The organism is Moritella sp. 5, from assembly GCF_018219455.1.
Taxonomy (GTDB): Bacteria; Pseudomonadota; Gammaproteobacteria; order Enterobacterales; family Moritellaceae; genus Moritella.
Genome location: NZ_CP056122.1, coordinates 2792392 through 2810149 on the forward strand (window position 1 = coordinate 2792392; position 17758 = coordinate 2810149).

Below are 17758 nucleotides of genomic sequence, written 5' to 3' on the forward strand. Positions count from 1 at the left end.
TAATTAATCAGTGGATTAAAATGTTGATGGGAATTACAGCTCATATTTTAAAGTAATGTTAACCATCAATAAGAGTGCTATTTTTTCCTAAACGTTTTTTGCTGCGCTCTATATACACTCGAAGCAAAATGCCTATCCCCACCCACATCGCCACAGAACCTTCTCTCGGATAAAAACTTTGACTTCCTATCGAGGCAATCAAAAAAGCCAGTAATAACGCGAATGAGAGTCCACCCGTAGCGACATATATACTTTCAGTTCGATCACGAAAAAGACTCCAAGAATACTTTAATAATAGAAAATATAATAAAAAGACAGGAATCGCACCGACAACGCCATTGTCTAGAACCCATTGTAAATAGGCATTGTGAGGATGAGCGAAGGTATCATACTCACCATATTCTCGCCTCATCCTCAGTGTTATTCCTATATTCCCCATAGCCTCTCGCCCATAACCAAAAAATGGCGCTTCTTTAATTGACTCCAAAACAAGTGGCCAGGCCAAATTTCGTCCAGACGTCACAGAATAAATATCCACGCCTCTTTCTTCAAAGTCTATATTTTGTGTGTCAGTAGGCTGTTCAGATGAAAAACCGAAGCTAAGACGATCTATCGTAGAAGGGGCAAACATTATTACGGCTAAAAAAACTAGCGGTGCTAATAAAATATATTTTCGCCATTTAAATAAACAATAAAAAAAACCGAGAATAGCCCAAGTACCATAACCAGTTCGCCCTCCGGTTAAAGCCATAGCAAGAAAAACAATAAAACAACCAGGTAAAATAAGTAACCAATAATACTTAGTGCTAACTAACTCTTTCATAGAAAAAATAGCCCAAAAAGCACCACTCATCATCATGGATATATTTACACGATGAAAACCAACATCATTTGATAATATTCTAAGCGCCTTATGCTGAAGTGCATCACCGCCCAAGGTAAGCGACCCTAACTTCATCATTTTTATAACTTGCAATGCCAATAATATTAACATTAAAAGTAAACATCCTACGGCAAAATTATATTGTTTAAGACTACGGCACCCATCAAAAATAATAATACCGGGCAATACCCATTTTAAACAATTTATAAAATATTCATTGATATCACTTATAGGCCGTGGAGGAGCGACACCCATTATTTCAAACAATTCAGTTACGCCACTATAGTCATATAAGTATCTAATCACACTGATTAAAATAAAAAGACCATATATCAATAACAAAACATTAATAAATTGTGACATTTCCCAAGTTAATTTTTCTTTTTTTCGATTTGAAATCCAAGATAATACTGTATTTAAAAATAAAAAATTCCAATGATTTAGACCAGGAATTCCTACTATAGATTTTGGCATATCAGGATGTTGAAATACCGCCATCAATAAAACTAACCAGCAAGTGGCGCGGAACCAATCTTTCCATGCATAAACAGACAAATAAGCGATTAGTAAAGTTAATAATGTGATCCTAATCATTAGATAATCCTACGATTCAAAAATTTATCAAATATTCTCTGCCAATGACCTTGAACTTGAATGGTTGAAAATGGCTTAGTACTATTTAATGCATTATTAGATAACTCTTCCAACAATGACACATCTGTAAATAATTGAATAAATATTGTTGAAAATTTCTCAGGGATTAACTCTGAAACTAAATACCCGTTATATCCTTTTTTAATAAGATCACTTAAATCACCCACATCTGATGTAATTGCGGGTAGACCTGTCATCATAGCTTGAATTAACGCCTGAGAAAGACCTTCAGAATCTGAAGTAAGCACAAAACATCTAGATTTTTGTAACCACACATGGACATTGTTTTGCAACCCGACAAAATCGATATCATTAGCAATACCTAATTGTATCGCTAATTCCTCTAGATCTTTTTTATCTGGCCCATCACCGACAATAACAGCATTTAATTTGGGTAATTTTTTCTTCGCAAGTTTAATCGCATGTAGAAGTCGGTCCACCCGCTTTATTTCTGAAAGGCGCCCAATAAGAATAAGATCGTACTCTTTTTTTCGTTCAACGTTAGGCGTGAATACTTCGTCATCAAAACCGCCAGGCACAATCTCAAACTCAGTGTTAACGCTTTTGTTTTTAAAGTATTTAATTGCACTCGTTCCCATTGATACAACTAAATCCATTTCATTAACTGCTTTCAATAGTTGTGCCTCAATAAAATAATCAGCCTGACCGATTCGACTAAATATTCTATTTTCAGTTCTTATACCACCGCCAGCAACCTCTCTAGGGCCTCCACCACAAATATAAACTGATTTTGCACCTATTAATTTAGCCAGTAACGCAACAAACAAACCATTAAGTAACAAATGAAATCCCACGAGTACATCTGGCCGTTCTTTAATTGCTAACCAACAAAAATATAATAGTCTAGAACCTACTTTGCCCGTTGCTTGCTGTAACCACCTAGGCGCATAAGCAGCATATACTTTATTCATTTCAGGTACGGGAGAGGTTGCAACCATCGTTAATTTTTGACAGTTTTTCGCATTTGCCATGGGCCGTAAATGTGTGATTAACCAGTGATCTGAATAAAATGTCCCCGTCACCAAGATATTAATCTGACTATTTTCTTTATGTTTTCGTTTCGGTATTATCTTCACTACCAGCATAAAAAAACGATAAAAAATCAAAATGCCCCTTAGAACCCAACGGTAAGTATGCTGTACAATCGTAGCGTCTTTACTGGGTACTATTTTAGTCCTCATGGTTGTTGACTCTTTAAAGAAGGGAACACTAGTCTCTCCCAAGGAATTGAGATACTTAGCCGATTATTAGTATCCGGTGGATTAATGATTACCCCATTAAATAACTGCTCGTTTATGTATAATCGGACTTGCTTTGGTTTCTCGACATACCAAGTTAAACCGTGAATATCTTCTCCACTATAAGCGGTTGAAAGATAGATATGTGTTTCCTTACCAACTGTTTTAACTAAAAAATCCAGTTCATCGACGGTGCGGCAATACCCTAACAAACGTCTCGTTGTTGCTATTAATATCTGCTTGTTATTTTGATAACTTGCTAACAACTCAAATGCTGTTAGTACTTCATCTTGAAATGGTATTTCTTGACTATAAACCTTGCCCAAGTGGCTATAAACAACACTACAACCTTCGTATTTTACCAAAGTATCAAGAACGGACTTGGTTAACACCTGATCAATACCGCGTGCAGAGTCGAAAACAGATACTCCACCCCAAGAAGGATTACAACGTATAAACTCAATGACAGAAGAACCGTCAACTAATTGTGTTTTCCTTAATACTTTATTCGCTTTATGCATCGCATATTTTTTATTCCCTAAGCGTGCTAACCAAGCTTTAGTAAACTCTAACAGCATGGTTTTACTAGATTTTACAATTTCGTTTCGATTAAAAAGGCTATCATACCGGCGTTTTACATTTTGCGCGACGACACTCGTCACCCGCCCTTTCCAGATGAAAGGTAATGCACCTGTTTGCACAGTAAGATCTACATGGAAAGCATCCGCATCTTTTATCGCGCCGCGGCCCTTCATAATGCCATTATCTAAATTCGTCGGTGCTTGCGCATGATCGATCCACACCTCAATTTTTCGCTTCGTTTTTTGTATCTCTGACCAGCACTGCTCGATGCGTTTTCGTGAATCGACAAAGTCGCCAAACGAATGCAAACAATCTATATGACCCGATTCAATTAATATTTGTATCTTGTTTCGTCCGTCATCATCCGTATTCGTATAAGAAAAATTATGATCTGGCATATCAAAATAGATTGTATTGCCCACTTCTAAATCGACGCCTTTTCCAAGTAAGGTATCTTCGCTGGTATTTAAATATCGTGCCGTTTCAAAGTAGATATCTTTATTCGGTGTTTCATCTAAATCACTGCAAATAGACAGCATGGCTCTATAAGGATAGGGGTATTTTCGTAAACTAACATCCATATTTAACCAACCTTATTAGTAATTTCATTTCAAAATATATAATTAAAATTTACAACGAGAGATAATTTTATGCTGCATATTTTTAGGTACTAAAAATATGAAATAAATAATAATCGTGATAATTACAGCGAAGAAAATAGTGACTAATGCAGTGCTGTTATCATCCGAATCAAAGGCTTCACGCGACCAACAAAGGAATCCTAAAAATGGGGTCGTATATATAGCGGGCTTGATAAAACTACAATAGACATAATTTAACCATGGTAGCTTTAATTGTCTGCATGTATAAATAGGAATAATAAAACCATAAACAATATTCATGGGTACAACAAATAATATAGCAGCAGTGGTCAGTTCCCAGTTATCAAGACCAGCCCAAAACAGGCCGATAACAAACATAACAAATACTGCAATGCAAGCAACGATAGAAATTGCACCATGTCGATTCATCCCCATCAGTATTCGGATTGAGGTATCCTGCCCCATAGGCAGCAACTGTCCAGCAGCTAAAATCATGATCAACGGCCATTGCGCATAATCATTGCCCATCCAATATTGTAAAATCACATCCCCATAAATAAATAAAAAACCTAAACTCGGCAACGTAAATGCAAAACTAAGTGCCGTGGTATTAATAAAAAGAGACTTAATTGCTTTAATATCACCGGTTCCAAGCATGGACCCCGTAGTCGGAGTTAACATTAAGGTAAATTTAGTCATGAACGTTGTAATTTGCTTAGTTAATGCCATCGATCTTGCAAAAATAGCTAAAGCAGCTGGTCCAATAATACTAACCAACATTATGCTAATAGTTTGTAATAGAATGATGGGGGGAATATTGGACAGCATACTTTTTATACCAAATATCAACATTTCTAGGCACGTTGACCAATTAACCATACGTAAATCAAAATGAAATTCTTTACATACTTTTCCCACAGAAACAAAACGAAGTACTTCAAAAACAGTTGTCGAAATTAAATAGCCTAACGCCATCCCCACGACACCTAATCCTGTTAAATGTAACGCAGAAACCATCAATATTAATGACAATATACTGTCGCCTGCATGTAATGTGTTATGAATATCCCAACGGTGATACCCCGTCAATAGTCCACTTGCAGAACCAGTGAGCATCCGAACAGCGACACTTAAGCCTAAAAATAGTACAACCCATTGCGCTGTTGTCGTATTCTCTTTTAATGCATCACTAAAATAACGGGGTAATAACACGTAGAACAAAACCGTGCATAGAACAGTAATAAGTGAAAAAATAACTTGTACAAATACAGCTGAGTTTGCCACCTTATTTAATAAAACAAACTCCCCCGCAGAACGGTGTTTTGCAATATAGCGATTAAAGCATGCCCCCATACCTAGCCCTACTAGACTTAAGTAACTAACAAAAGACCAACCAAAATCCCAGACACCTAATGCGACTTGCCCAACTTTATCATCCACGAGTCTAGGCATAATAAAACCAGATAAAACAAGAACAAGCTGGCTACTCCAACTTACAATTAAATTCCATGCAAAACGATCTTGCCCAGTTAGATCTTCTTCTTTATTAGATCGTGACTCGGTCACCATTAATACTATTTCACGTAACCAAGTGAATAATGATATCCACTTGGTGTGTCGTAAAAATGTACAAGATCAGATTCACTCACACAATCCTCATTACGTTGCTGTAATTTCAATGAATACGGACTTGCGTCAGGGTTCGCGACTAATAACATGACTGTCACCGTCGATTCCGAGTGACTGGTTACGACTAAATAGATAAGCTGTTGTTTTTTATTTTTTATCATGTTTTATCAGTAAAATAAGTGACTAGATTAAAAGGGTTTACTTGGATAAAATATTTCTTTGGCTAACATTGCGAGAAACAAGGTATTGGTGACCAAATAACGCTTCCACAAGCGCGCAGGCTCTTGCTTCACTCGGTACAGCCATTCCATGCCATACCTTTGCCAAATAAGTGGAGCTCGTTGCACTTTGCCGACCAGTACATCAAACGAACCGCCAACGCCATGCACAACAGGTACGCACATGGTTTTATTCCAGCGCGCCATAAATTGTTCTTTTTTCGGTGAGGTGATAGCAACAAATAAAATATCCGCATTGGAATCTGCAATTTTCTGCGCAACGGTTGCTTCTTCGCTGTCAGTAAAGTAACCATGTTGAGAACCAGCAATTATCACACCAGGGTACTGGCTTTCGATTTCAGTAACCGTTTTAGTCACAATTTCAGGCGTTGCGCCTAAACAGAATATCCGATAACCTTTTTTATCGCCTAGCGCTAAAATCCCATGCATCAGGTCAATACCAGCAACACGTTCAGGTAAAGTTTTTCTCAGTATTTTACTTGCTTTAACAACAGAGTAGCCATCAGCAAGGATCATATTCGAAGAGCGGACGTCCTTATCTAACGCAGGGTTGCGTTTCATATTCACAATTTTAGCCGCGTTTAACATCCCAATGTGTAGTGATTGCCTATTTTTGATAGCTCGGTCAATATTATCTAAGGCCTGCACTGACGTTAAGGCGTGAACTTTAATACCAAATATATTGACATATTCTTGTGAAACCTCAAATTTAGAAAGAGAGGAATAACCCCCTAAGTCCTTAAATGACAGCATTAATAACCACCTTAATCACAAATAAAACTTCAATGCGATGTTAATCATTTAATTCCAGAAAAACTAGGCTTGCATGTAATGACATTCTCACAAGCATAGTGCAAGCTTTGTCACAATGCCTATGCATTGCTAGTAATCAGACTAAATGATCGTAGCCCAGTTATTTTCATACAATTAATTATAGAAAAACAGTCTCTTACAATGTCAAACTATTCAAACAGATGCTTTAATGATGCGGATAATAATATCCTTAACTAAACTCAACAGCGCTACGCTTACAAATACTATTTGAATCTTACAAAAAAAGTTAAAATTTTAGTTTGTAACCTACTATCAACAACTTAGATAATACCATTGCAATATTTAGTATTAATAACTTACCGTATTAGTCAAATGATTATATTAGGGACATTCTATGAGGGCCTATAATCGGAAAATATTAATCTCATTTTTCCTGTTTAATTTTTTATTTGTATTAGCGGTTAACTCAGTTGTCGTTGTCAATCTCATTGAGGAGTGGTGGAGCACTGGCGCTTATAATCATGGTCTATTAGGGCTAGCACTTGCAATATATGTTTTTTGGACAAAAAGAGAGGATTTTTCATCTCCGCAAAGTAATCTATTCGGTCTGGTTCTACTAATAGCGACGAGCCTATTACTCTTGATCGCTAATCTAGCCAGTATTGGTCAACTACAAATGCTCAGCTTGTTTCTTGTGATATTAGCGCTATTACTTTCTTTTTTTGGTTTTCAATCTGTCACTAGGCTATTACTGCCTTTACTGATGATTTTATTAATACTACCTATTTGGAATGTATTACAACTACCGCTAAGAGATATATCTACTTGGGTAAGCTTTCATAGTGTTCATCTATTAGGATTTGAAATAATTAGAGAAGGATACAAGCTAATAACACCGAGTGGCATTTTTATGGTTGAAGGTGCTTGCTCTGGACTCAGTTTCTTTTTAGCATCAGCTTTATACGCTGTTTTTGTCGCACAGATTAATAATCTATCTAGACCAGCAACGCTCGTTTATTTCACTTTCGCCGTAATGGTTGCAGTCATAAGTAACTGGATCCGTATTACGACTATCATTATCGTTGGAAGCCAAACCGCGATGCAGCATTATATCGTCCAAGACCATTTAACATTCGGCTGGTTCGTTTTTGCAGCTTGCTTCATACCTGTCATCATTGCAGGAAACACCTATTTTGGTGAGCAGCCCCCTGAAAATGGCAAGCAGAAAGAGGTAATAAAGCAACCACAACAAATAAGTGCATGGTATTTACTCGCAGTATCGACCATCACTCTATTTTTTGCGGCTGCGACAATAATACTTCCCTCCCGCTTTGATCCTAATTATAAATTCGCCCTGCCTATAATCCCATCCTATGCGCACTTATCATTAAATAATGCAGCGAGTCAAAACTGGTTCCCTGTTTCACACGGTGCGACTAGCGAAGAGTTTAATTATTTTTTACAAGATAAGGATTTACTACAAGTTTACTTGGCAAATTACGCTCGACAAAGACAAGGCGAAGAGATTATTTTTGTTGGAAATACCCTCTTTGATGAAAATCGTTGGTTCAATGTCAAACAACAAACAACCTTATTAAATTCCCCCTTTCTTAAGCAGGTTAATTTAATCACGCTGAGAAAAGACAGCCATCGTTCTCGATTAATTGCCTATTGGTACTTAGTCGACAGCCACTTTATAGCCGATAAAAAAACAGCTAAGTGGCATGAGGTTCAAGCCGCTATTAAAGGCCAACCAGGCGCGACGCTCATTGCTATTGCAATTGATTACAGTAATGAAAATGAGACGCGCGCCTTAAAAACCATGACTAATTTTGTCACACTCTTTAGCTCACACGCTATCAACATGAACAAATCAATATAAGAATAACCTATGCAAGCACTATCTTGGTATATAAAACGAATTAAAACGATGTCGATAAAGGAAATTACTTGGCGTGTAACGTCATTATCCTCAGCACTTTTTGAACACCTACGAGTAAGTATGAACCTCGTATCGCAAGCGAAGTTTCATGACAACTATCAAGAAAATGCACCATTTCAACCTCCATTTAACGTATTTATAGGTGATATATCAGCCTTTAGTCCTGAGTGGCAGGTATCGCTACTTAACAAAGCGGATAAAATCATACAACATAAGCTCAGTTATTTTGATTTACAAGAACATCATCTAGAAACCCCTATCAACTGGCATAAAGATCATGCAACAGGTCAACAAACAAGTCGTTCAGCTATCATGTCTGTTAACTATCGTGATATGAGTAAAAATGGCGATTGCAAATTAGTTTGGGAGCCTAACCGACACCATCAATTTGTAGTATTAGCGCGCGCATATAAAATAACGGGTGAAATAAAATATGCACACAGTGTCGTTACTCAACTAACAAGCTGGTTAGATGCTAACCCTTACGGCTACGGCATGAATTGGAAAAGCCCCCTTGAATTAGGTATAAGAATGATTAATTGGGTGTGGGCAATTGATCTTATTCTCGACTCCGGACTGTTTGTTGGTGACTTTAAAGCACGAGTATTAAATAGTGTCTATCTTCATTGCCGTGATGTTAGTAGTAAATTTTCACAAGGCTCTTCTGCGAATAACCATTTGGTTGGTGAAGCAGCAGGTGTCTATATAGCCAGTAGTTATTTTTCAATGTTAAAAAATGCTAATCATTGGCGTCATAAAAGTAAAAATGTTTTAGAAACTGAAATACAAGCACAAACCTTTGCTGATGGATGCTCAAAAGAGCACGGCTTCAGCTATCAATTTTTTGTATTTCAGCTCTACTTGTTCTCAGCACAGGTTGGACGTTGGCAAAAAGATGATTTTTCTGCCTCCTACCAAGATACGTTAAAAAAATTGGCGGCATTTATTGCGTTAATTGCACAAGGAGGTGAAGACTATCCCATGCTAGGTGATCAAGACGATGGTTATGCGCTTGATCTTGGAAACCATGTCCATGATGTAAATGCACTTTGTGATTTGGCAGCCCACCTTTATGACAATCAAATATTTCATATCAATTACCGAAAACCCTGTGAGTCTTCATTTTGGTTATTCAATCAACGCATAGAGCGTAAGCACAACGTTTTACAGGAGGTTCCTCATTTAATTTCTAGACAATTTCAAGAGTCAGGCTACTTTTTATTACAAGCAGGTAGTCTCACTAATAATGATCAAGTTAGTATTTTATTTGATTGCGCAGAGCTAGGTTATACATCTATCGCTGCTCATGGTCATGCCGATGCATTAAGCTTAGTGATGCGTATAAACGGCAACGATCTATTCATTGATAGTGGTACATACGATTATTATAGTTTTCCACGTTGGCGTAATCAGTTTAGGAAAACGCAAGCACATAATACGATCGAAGTTGATGGCGTAGATCAGTCGGTCATGACTGGTCCATTTATGTGGGAGCAACATGCACAAGCGCAGTGCACTCTCTGGAATCCCACTAAGTCAGGAGGACAGGTAGCTGGTTTTCATAATGGTTACCAACGACTCTCATCGCCACTTATTCATGAACGTCACTTAGATTTGAACACTCAAAGAAATAGTTTAGCAATAACTGATAAAATACAGTCTCAAGGCAATCATGATATTGCGTTATATTTTCATCTATCAGAAGCTTGCAGTAATATTAAAATAGAAGGTCACATTTGTACCCTTTACTTAAACAGCAGTAAAATATGTATCTGCCTGCCCGAAAATTTAACTCATGAAATAGCTAGCGGTAAATGGCATGAAGATACCGACCATACATCTTTAGGCTGGATAAGTCGTAGCTATCATCACCGCACTGCGATTAACACTTTAATTTCAAAAGGTAATATCAGTGGAAACAAACTATTCACCACAGTCATCACTTGGATTTAATAAGATATTATATTGGCTTTAAATAGCGCCCTGTTGGCCAAATCTGTTTAGCCTCAAAAGGCAGGTTCTTCATTTGTCTATGCCAAATGAAAAGGTTTTCCCCGTGTTTTTTTTCTGCAAGCCAACGTCTTTTATGGTCTGTGTAAACACCAAGAAAATCATAACAACATACACCTTCTTCTTTACACCTTCTGTATGAGAAATAACGTAAAACCTGTCCGATTCCTGATAAGTAATCAGGATTATAACCTTCTTGAATGGATAAAAATTGGTTGTTATACACGTACCCAAGTTGCATAGCCTGTATTTCACCTTCACTCTCAAGTCTGAGTAATCTTAGCCAACCTTTTTGTAATGCCAAAGGCACAAAGTCACGGTAAAAATCAACTAACTCAGGACGCCGCTGAAAAGAACCTAAACCTAAATATTGCCAGTGTTTATTGTGTAATGTAAACAGTTTCTCAAGATGCTTTCCAATATCATCACGTTTATGGCTAATTTCAACCTGCCAAGGTCCAATATTGTCTAAGCGACGATGAGTTTTACGTATACTCATACGTAAATTCTTAGATAGACTAGGTAGTATTTCTGTTGTTAAATCTCGTAACGCCACCTGAGCAAACTCGACACTACGGCAATTACAATTGAGGGGTTTTACTGTTGCTAATGACTCTAATAATGTTGTACCTCCAGCAGTCCAAGATGCAACATTAGTAAACCAAATGAAATCCCAATATAGTTTAATATCAGGGCTAAGCAAATACGCCCAAAGCATGCTTTTAAGCTCGAGGCACCTCTCTGCTTTAACAATAAAATTTGAATATTCTGATCCAGAGTTCTGATCGCCAACAAAGCGTAAAGATTGATAAGTTATTAAATTAGCTAATCGGTATTCTTGTATGTAGAAAGGGGCAATGGCGAGGATCTGTTGACTATTTTGAATCACGATGATGAGTGGATTAATCACCGTACTTTGACTTTTCCGCCAACAATCTATCCACTCCCAATTCAGGAAAATATGATTCGCATCAGACTGTTCGAGAAGGTTTTGCCAATCCGGTTTCAAAGCCTCAAATTCACTCCACTCTTTTATGACTCTAATCTCGATAGATTTATCTTCTCCGTTTACCATATAAACCACCTCATCATGCCCTATAAATTATTTAACCTTTTTATAAAAAATAATAGCTTAAAAATCAAATCAATAGAAAGTTCCGGGTATAAAATAAAACATATAAAAAGCTAAACATAAAAATTAAAACAAATGATTTCAGCCATTTACACTGCCAAACGCACAGGCGGACAATAAATTGTTCGCCTTGTTTATCACGTTTGACTTCTAAGGATTATGAACTAGACTGCACATCTTAATATCTGAGATTACAAATAAATATGGAGTTGAAAATGAATGATTTAAAACAATGGAGCGTTTCCATTAAGCACCCTCGTCTACTCGTCTTTTATTGCTTATGTTTATCATTTTTAACAGCTTGTAATCAAGATTCAGCATCAAACAATGGCACGAGCCCAAGTGTTGATTTAGGCCCTGACTTAACTGTCGAGATCGGTGAGTCCGTTCACCTCAGCCCTACAATCAAAAATTTGGACTCGAATACGATCTCTTACCTATGGATACAAACATCCGGAAATACAATATCGTTACCAGACAATAAAAGTTCATATATCGCATTTACGCCACTTGTAAATGACTTTTTAGAATTCGAAGTAACAGTCACTGACAATCAAGATCAGGAATATAAAGATGCAGTGTCTGTAACTGTATTACCAGAAAATGGGAAATATACAGCCCAACTCAACTGGACAGCACCGACTGAAAACGAAAATGGCTCAACACTGACGAACTTGGCAGGGTATAAAATATATTATGGTCAATCTATAACTAACCTCGACGTATCGATAATAGTCAACACCCCCTCAGAAACCTCATACGACATCAAAAATTTAGACTCAAACAACAGTTACTTTTTTTGTATATCAGCTTATAGTACCGCGGGTTCTGAAAGTAAATGCAGCGACACTGTGGATATTTTGTAGAAGTTATCAATATATTCATATTAAATAATTTCTCGTGCAAATTCAGTAAAACTAATGTAATCGCGATTATCTAACATTAGTTTACTGACTAGGCTCAGGCTTACGATTTACGGTTTTTGTCACTATTATTTCATGATATTAAGCACTCATACCTCTCACTCCGCTTCAAATAAGTCTATATGCATAATTTCCTATAAATGCTCAAAAATTTGATTATATAACTAGAATAATTATTTCAAATTTAAAAAATCACATTTTCTGTAAACAACTGATAATCGTTGTCTATACTTCATTGAAAATACTCACTGGCAATATGCACCAAATACTAATACTTCCAACGGCAATTATCAATCGGACAGCTCAAACTCTCAGCCTCATTTACGTGGAGAGTTTTGAAAGTAGCAAGCGATTTTATGAAACTCATTCTTTATAAGGTTAATTTATATACGTACTACAAGATAACAGACCTAATACTTTTAGTATTAGGTATTACAATTCATACAGAATGTTGAAATTATCATGCCTATAAAAATATTAACCATCTTTGGTACTCGGCCAGAAGCAATTAAAATGGCCCCTCTTGTTAATGCGCTGAATGATCAACAAGGTATTGATGCTAAAGTCTGCGTCACAGCACAACACAGAGAAATGCTAGATCAAGTTCTTGATTTATTTTCTATTATACCTGACTACGATCTAAATATAATGAAACCTGGGCAAGTATTGTCCGAAGTTACGACGAATATACTATTAGGTTTAGAGCCCATTCTTAAAGAGTTTCAACCCCAATTAGTTTTAGTTCATGGGGATACATCCACCACTGTCTCTGCAAGCTTGGCAGCCTTTTATCAACAGATTCCAATTGGACATGTTGAAGCAGGTTTACGTACTCGAAACCTAAGTTCCCCTTGGCCAGAGGAAGGAAATAGAAAGCTAACAGGCGCAATTACAAAGCTTCATTTTCCACCGACTGTAAGCTCAAAAATGAATTTACTTAATGAGGGTGTACATCCTAATGACATTGAAGTAACCGGCAACACAGTAATCGACGCATTGATAGAAATAACGAATAAACTCAAGAATGACTATCAATTATCCAACACTCTCGCAGACAGATTCTCACAATTAAGTAACGATAAAAAACTTATTTTAGTTACAGGGCATCGCAGAGAAAGCTTTGGCTGTGGATTTGAACGAATTTGTGAAGCGTTATCTGAAATTGCAAGTAAGCACCCTGAAATTCAAATCGTTTATCCTGTGCATCTAAATCCAAACGTCCTAGAACCCGTAAATCGAATATTATCAGGCCTCGACAATGTTTTTTTAATCGAGCCACAAGACTACCTTCCTTTCATATACTTAATGAACAAAGCATACTTAATTTTAACTGATTCTGGCGGTATCCAAGAAGAAGGACCAAGCTTAGGTAAGCCAGTTTTAGTCATGCGTGATGTGACGGAACGTCCTGAAGCAGTCAGTGAAGGAACCGTTTTACTTGTTGGTACTGATAAAAACAAGATTGTGAATGCAATAGAGCGCTTATTACAAGATGAGGTTCACTATAATCAAATGAGTCGTTCACATAACCCCTATGGAGATGGGCAAGCGTGTCAGAAAATAATAGCTAAAATAAAGCACTATTTCGAAACCCCATAATACACGTATTATTCGCTCTGTTTAGGTATAAGGAATAATGGTGAATAGCAATAACGACCTCAATGTATTAATAATCTTCAATAACAGTTTAAAGGCAATAAATTATGGCACTCGATAAAGTATCAGTAATTGGGTTAGGTTACATAGGGCTTCCTACTGCAGCAATTATTGCTTCTCGTGGCTTGACTGTTATTGGGGTCGAAGTTGACCAAGATACTGTCGAAACTATTAACGCAGGAAAAATACATATCGTCGAACCTAACCTAGACATTCTCGTTCGCAGTGTGGTTTCTAGTGGTAATTTACGAGCAGTGACAAAAGCTGAACCAGCAGACGTATTTATAGTAGCCGTGCCAACTCCTTTTATCCATAGTGATGATGATAGCCATCAACCCGATATTAGTTATATTGAATCAACAACTAAAACAATCGCCCCCGTTCTTGAAAAAGGTAACTTGGTCATCCTAGAATCAACATCTCCCGTGGGAACGATTGAAAAGTTAGCGGCTTGGTTAGCGAGAGCTCGTCCCGATCTTTCTTTTCCTCAAGATGAGGGGAATGCAGCAGACATCAATATCGCATATTGCCCAGAACGAGTATTACCAGGACATGTTTTGCAAGAACTTATCTCCAATGATCGCGTAATAGGTGGTATGAGCAACGTTTGTAGTGCTAAAGCCGTTGAACTTTACCGCACTTTCGTTCGCGGTGAATGCATCGTGACAAACCCTAGAACAGCTGAAATGGCGAAGCTAACTGAAAACTCATTTCGTGATATGAATATTGCATTTGCTAATGAGCTCTCTATTATTTGTGACAAATTAAAAATAAATGTCTGGGAGCTAATCAAACTATCCAACCGCCACCCTCGTGTTAATATTTTAAATCCAGGCCCAGGCGTTGGCGGACACTGCATTGCCGTCGACCCTTGGTTTATTATTGACAGTTGCCCCAAAGAAGCACAATTAATAAAGCAAGCACGCTTGATAAACGATCACAAACCCCACTATGTTGTTGATCAAATAATACGTGCTGCAGATGAATTTAAACGTCCTATAATTGCCTGTTTAGGACTTGCATTTAAAGCTGACATTGATGATCTTCGAGGTAGTCCAGCCTTGCAGATAGTTGAATTCCTTGCCAATAAAAGAGTAGGTCTATTACTTACTGTCGAGCCAAACATAAGGTCATTACCCCCACATTTATCACATTCAGACATTGAGTTAACAAGCTTAGAAACCGCCTTAGCGGTTGCTAATGTAGTCGTTATACTTGTAGACCATCAAGAATTTAAAGCGGCAGATAAAGCCCTGTTTTCAAAACAAGTTGTTATTGATACTCGCGGGATCCTATAAGTTAAAGCTCCATCCAACTTCGATATTCAGGCATTACAGCAGATAAAGGTTGCGAAAGATCCATGATGGGTTATTTATCCCAATTAACTACATTTGATTTTCTAGTAGCTTGCGTTGAACTCGCACTTGCTTTAACTGCGCTGATTAAAATAAAAAACGTAAAAATAAAGCTTAGCTTTTGTATTTTCTCTTTTTTTTCAGCTGTTTGGCATATCACTTTAAGTCAAACGCCATTCACTAATCTAGCATCTAGTTACCAATTTCAACTGCTCGAAATAATGCGTTACATTGGTTTATTCTTGGTGCTTATTTACCTATTAATGTATTCACAAAAGACACGCCTTCCAGCACATTACTCAACCTTTATGTACCTCATCATTATTACCGCGAGTGCCACTTATCTATTTGGTTTAAACAAACCGTTGAATCCATTTTTTCATCCAAAATCATGGCTGTATATAAAAATAATATTGTGTTTGATGGCAGTCGTTACCGCAGAACAAATCCTCAGACATACGCATTCAAATAGAGTGAGTAAATTAGTGGCACTTGTTGCGATTACTCTACTTTCTTATGACATACTCGTTTTTTCTAACTTGTTATTATTTACCAGCAAGAATTATAGCCTTTGGTATACAAGGGGCATGATTAGCACAACAACATCTCTAATATTCGCACTGTCAATTATCATATACCCATTTCAGCAGTTACAAGATAGTAAATTTAAATTATCTCGTTCGATCATCATGTTTAATGCCAGTTTCATATTGGGAGGAATATTCCTTATATGCATGGCTACATTGGGGCTTGTGGTTAATATATTTAATGCTGAATGGGCTCAAGTCTCTAAAATCCTTCTGTATGTAATGTCAATATTTGCCATAGCTGCCTTATCGTGTGTCGAAAAATTTCGTCTACTTATTAGTGTGTGGATTAGTAAGCATTTCTTTGTTAATAAATATGACTATCAAAAACAATGGATTGAGTTAGATTCGTTGCTGTCAAAAAAACGAGAAGATAACAACGGTTACGAAATAGCACTTTCAGCCATGACCACTTTATTTAAATGTAACAGCGGAGGAATTTGGTTAAAAGGCCAGCAATTTTACTCCCCAGTTGCCTTAAAAAATTTCGAATTACCCTCCTCTGGTGCAATTGAAGCAAACAACAGCCACTTTATACAATTAATGGATGAAAATGAGTGGGTATTTAAAGCTCATAGAAATACCAATATTTATGATAAAGAAAAAAATAAACTTTTACCTCTGTGGTATCTCAACGCTAAAGGCCCTTGGGTTATCGTTCCATTAAATGCAAATCAAGAATTAATTGGCTTTACCGTACTGTGTGAGAACACAATTAATGCACCATTAACTTGGGAAGACTTAGATATATTAAAACTAACGGGACGCCAGATCGGTAGTTATATTATTAGCCATCAAACGTCTGAAAAACTAATTCAAAATAAGCAATTTGATCTATTTAATAAAATCACAGCCTTTGCTATTCACGATATAAAAAATCTTATTTCACAACAAAGTTTGATCGTTAATAACGCCGAGAAATTTATGCACCACCCTGATTTCATTCATGATGTCATATTAACGATTACTAACTCAGTAGAAAAAATGGACCAATTATTAGTCAAGCTAAAAGGAAATCCACACGGTGATATTAAGCTCGTCAATATAAATAAACTTCTTAAAAATGCGATAGAAATGAATATATCTAACTTTCCGACTCCAACAGTATCCATACAAGGTAAAGATGCATTTGTAATGGCAGATAAAGATAAATTACAAATGGTGCTCTATCATTTAATTAGAAATGCGCAAGATGCAACAGAAAATAGTGGAACCATAGCAATAAAACTAGCGACGAAAAATGAAGAACTTTGGTTCGAAATAAAAGATAGCGGATGTGGTATGGACAAAGTATTTATTAAGGAACAATTATTTAAACCTTTTTCAAGTACGAAACAAGATAAAGGAATGGGTATTGGTGCATACCAAATAAGGGAGCTTATACATTCATTACAAGGAGAAATTTTTGTTGATAGCATCATAGGAAAAGGCACCACATTCTTAATTTTTTTACCCTTGAATAACAATAGAAATAAATAAGATATTGCACATTCATGATCATTACATAAAAACTGGCACGCTTTAGCTCAAC

Annotated in this window: 13 protein-coding genes; 6 read left to right on the forward strand and 7 right to left on the reverse strand. The window is 36.8% G+C overall.

Annotated elements, in window-relative coordinates:
- Positions 1-58 precede the first annotated feature (58 nt).
- From HWV01_RS12490 to HWV01_RS12515, 6 genes are all read right to left on the reverse strand, one after another.
- Positions 59-1477 (reverse strand): O-antigen ligase, encoded by a 1419-nt coding sequence (locus HWV01_RS12490; RefSeq protein WP_211671862.1) that lies wholly within the window; start codon positions 1475-1477, stop codon positions 59-61.
- Positions 1477-2664: a glycosyltransferase gene (locus HWV01_RS12495; RefSeq protein ID WP_211671863.1), complete on the reverse strand. Its 1188-nt coding sequence runs from the start codon at positions 2662-2664 to the stop codon at positions 1477-1479. The genes HWV01_RS12490 and HWV01_RS12495 overlap by 1 nt, the downstream gene beginning before the upstream one ends.
- Positions 2665-2735: 71 nt before the next feature.
- Positions 2736-3959 (reverse strand): hypothetical protein, encoded by a 1224-nt coding sequence (locus HWV01_RS12500; RefSeq protein ID WP_211671864.1) that lies wholly within the window; start codon positions 3957-3959, stop codon positions 2736-2738.
- A 42-nt stretch (positions 3960-4001) separates the two neighbouring features.
- The gene (locus HWV01_RS12505) at positions 4002-5549 is read right to left on the reverse strand and encodes a lipopolysaccharide biosynthesis protein (protein ID WP_211671865.1); all 1548 of its coding nucleotides are present in this window, start codon (positions 5547-5549) and stop codon (positions 4002-4004) included.
- Positions 5550-5554: 5 nt separating this feature from the next.
- Positions 5555-5770, reverse strand: a complete 216-nt coding sequence (locus tag HWV01_RS12510) for a hypothetical protein (RefSeq protein ID WP_211671866.1) — start codon at positions 5768-5770, stop codon at positions 5555-5557.
- A gap of 27 nt (positions 5771-5797) precedes the next feature.
- A complete protein-coding gene (locus HWV01_RS12515) occupies positions 5798-6601 on the reverse strand; it encodes a WecB/TagA/CpsF family glycosyltransferase (RefSeq protein WP_211671867.1) in 804 nt (267 codons plus the stop codon).
- A 415-nt stretch (positions 6602-7016) separates the two neighbouring features.
- On the opposite strand from HWV01_RS12515, the gene HWV01_RS12520 reads away from it, so the two are divergent.
- Together HWV01_RS12520 and HWV01_RS12525 are read left to right on the forward strand one after the other, a co-directional pair.
- Entirely contained in the window at positions 7017-8504 is a 1488-nt protein-coding gene (locus HWV01_RS12520) for an exosortase C-terminal domain/associated protein EpsI (RefSeq protein ID WP_211671868.1), read from the forward strand.
- 9 nt (positions 8505-8513) lie between these two features.
- Positions 8514-10517, forward strand: a complete 2004-nt coding sequence (locus HWV01_RS12525; RefSeq protein ID WP_211671869.1) for an alginate lyase family protein — start codon at positions 8514-8516, stop codon at positions 10515-10517.
- 7 nt (positions 10518-10524) lie between these two features.
- Here HWV01_RS12525 and HWV01_RS12530 read toward each other — a convergent pair whose 3' ends face one another.
- Entirely contained in the window at positions 10525-11649 is a 1125-nt protein-coding gene (locus HWV01_RS12530; RefSeq protein WP_211671870.1) for a GNAT family N-acetyltransferase, read from the reverse strand.
- 272 nt (positions 11650-11921) lie between these two features.
- On the opposite strand from HWV01_RS12530, the gene HWV01_RS12535 reads away from it, so the two are divergent.
- From HWV01_RS12535 to prsK, 4 genes are all read left to right on the forward strand, one after another.
- Complete coding sequence (locus tag HWV01_RS12535; protein WP_211671871.1) at positions 11922-12572, forward strand: fibronectin type III domain-containing protein; 651 nt, start codon at positions 11922-11924, stop codon at positions 12570-12572.
- A 519-nt stretch (positions 12573-13091) separates the two neighbouring features.
- Positions 13092-14228 (forward strand): non-hydrolyzing UDP-N-acetylglucosamine 2-epimerase, encoded by a 1137-nt coding sequence (wecB, locus tag HWV01_RS12540; protein WP_211671872.1) that lies wholly within the window; start codon positions 13092-13094, stop codon positions 14226-14228.
- 104 nt (positions 14229-14332) lie between these two features.
- Positions 14333-15583 (forward strand): UDP-N-acetyl-D-mannosamine dehydrogenase, encoded by a 1251-nt coding sequence (gene wecC / locus HWV01_RS12545; RefSeq protein ID WP_211671873.1) that lies wholly within the window; start codon positions 14333-14335, stop codon positions 15581-15583.
- A gap of 62 nt (positions 15584-15645) precedes the next feature.
- The gene (prsK, locus tag HWV01_RS12550) at positions 15646-17706 is read left to right on the forward strand and encodes an XrtA/PEP-CTERM system histidine kinase PrsK (protein ID WP_211671874.1); all 2061 of its coding nucleotides are present in this window, start codon (positions 15646-15648) and stop codon (positions 17704-17706) included.
- The last annotated feature ends 52 nt before the right edge of the window (positions 17707-17758 follow it).

What these genes read in the sequence shown, in the direction of transcription:
- HWV01_RS12490 (WP_211671862.1), bottom strand. Translation starts at nt 1,477, where the DNA reads ATGATTAGGATCACATTATTAACTTTACTAATCGCTTATTTGTCTGTT.
- HWV01_RS12500 (WP_211671864.1), bottom strand. Translation starts at nt 3,959, where the DNA reads ATGGATGTTAGTTTACGAAAATACCCCTATCCTTATAGAGCCATGCTG.
- HWV01_RS12505 (WP_211671865.1), bottom strand. Translation starts at nt 5,549, where the DNA reads ATGGTGACCGAGTCACGATCTAATAAAGAAGAAGATCTAACTGGGCAA.
- HWV01_RS12510 (WP_211671866.1), bottom strand. Translation starts at nt 5,770, where the DNA reads ATGATAAAAAATAAAAAACAACAGCTTATCTATTTAGTCGTAACCAGT.
- HWV01_RS12515 (WP_211671867.1), bottom strand. Translation starts at nt 6,601, where the DNA reads ATGCTGTCATTTAAGGACTTAGGGGGTTATTCCTCTCTTTCTAAATTT.
- HWV01_RS12520 (WP_211671868.1), top strand. Translation starts at nt 7,017, where the DNA reads ATGAGGGCCTATAATCGGAAAATATTAATCTCATTTTTCCTGTTTAAT.
- HWV01_RS12525 (WP_211671869.1), top strand. Translation starts at nt 8,514, where the DNA reads ATGCAAGCACTATCTTGGTATATAAAACGAATTAAAACGATGTCGATA.
- HWV01_RS12530 (WP_211671870.1), bottom strand. Translation starts at nt 11,649, where the DNA reads ATGGTAAACGGAGAAGATAAATCTATCGAGATTAGAGTCATAAAAGAG.
- HWV01_RS12535 (WP_211671871.1), top strand. Translation starts at nt 11,922, where the DNA reads ATGAATGATTTAAAACAATGGAGCGTTTCCATTAAGCACCCTCGTCTA.
- wecB (WP_211671872.1), top strand. Translation starts at nt 13,092, where the DNA reads ATGCCTATAAAAATATTAACCATCTTTGGTACTCGGCCAGAAGCAATT.
- wecC (WP_211671873.1), top strand. Translation starts at nt 14,333, where the DNA reads ATGGCACTCGATAAAGTATCAGTAATTGGGTTAGGTTACATAGGGCTT.
- prsK (WP_211671874.1), top strand. Translation starts at nt 15,646, where the DNA reads ATGATGGGTTATTTATCCCAATTAACTACATTTGATTTTCTAGTAGCT.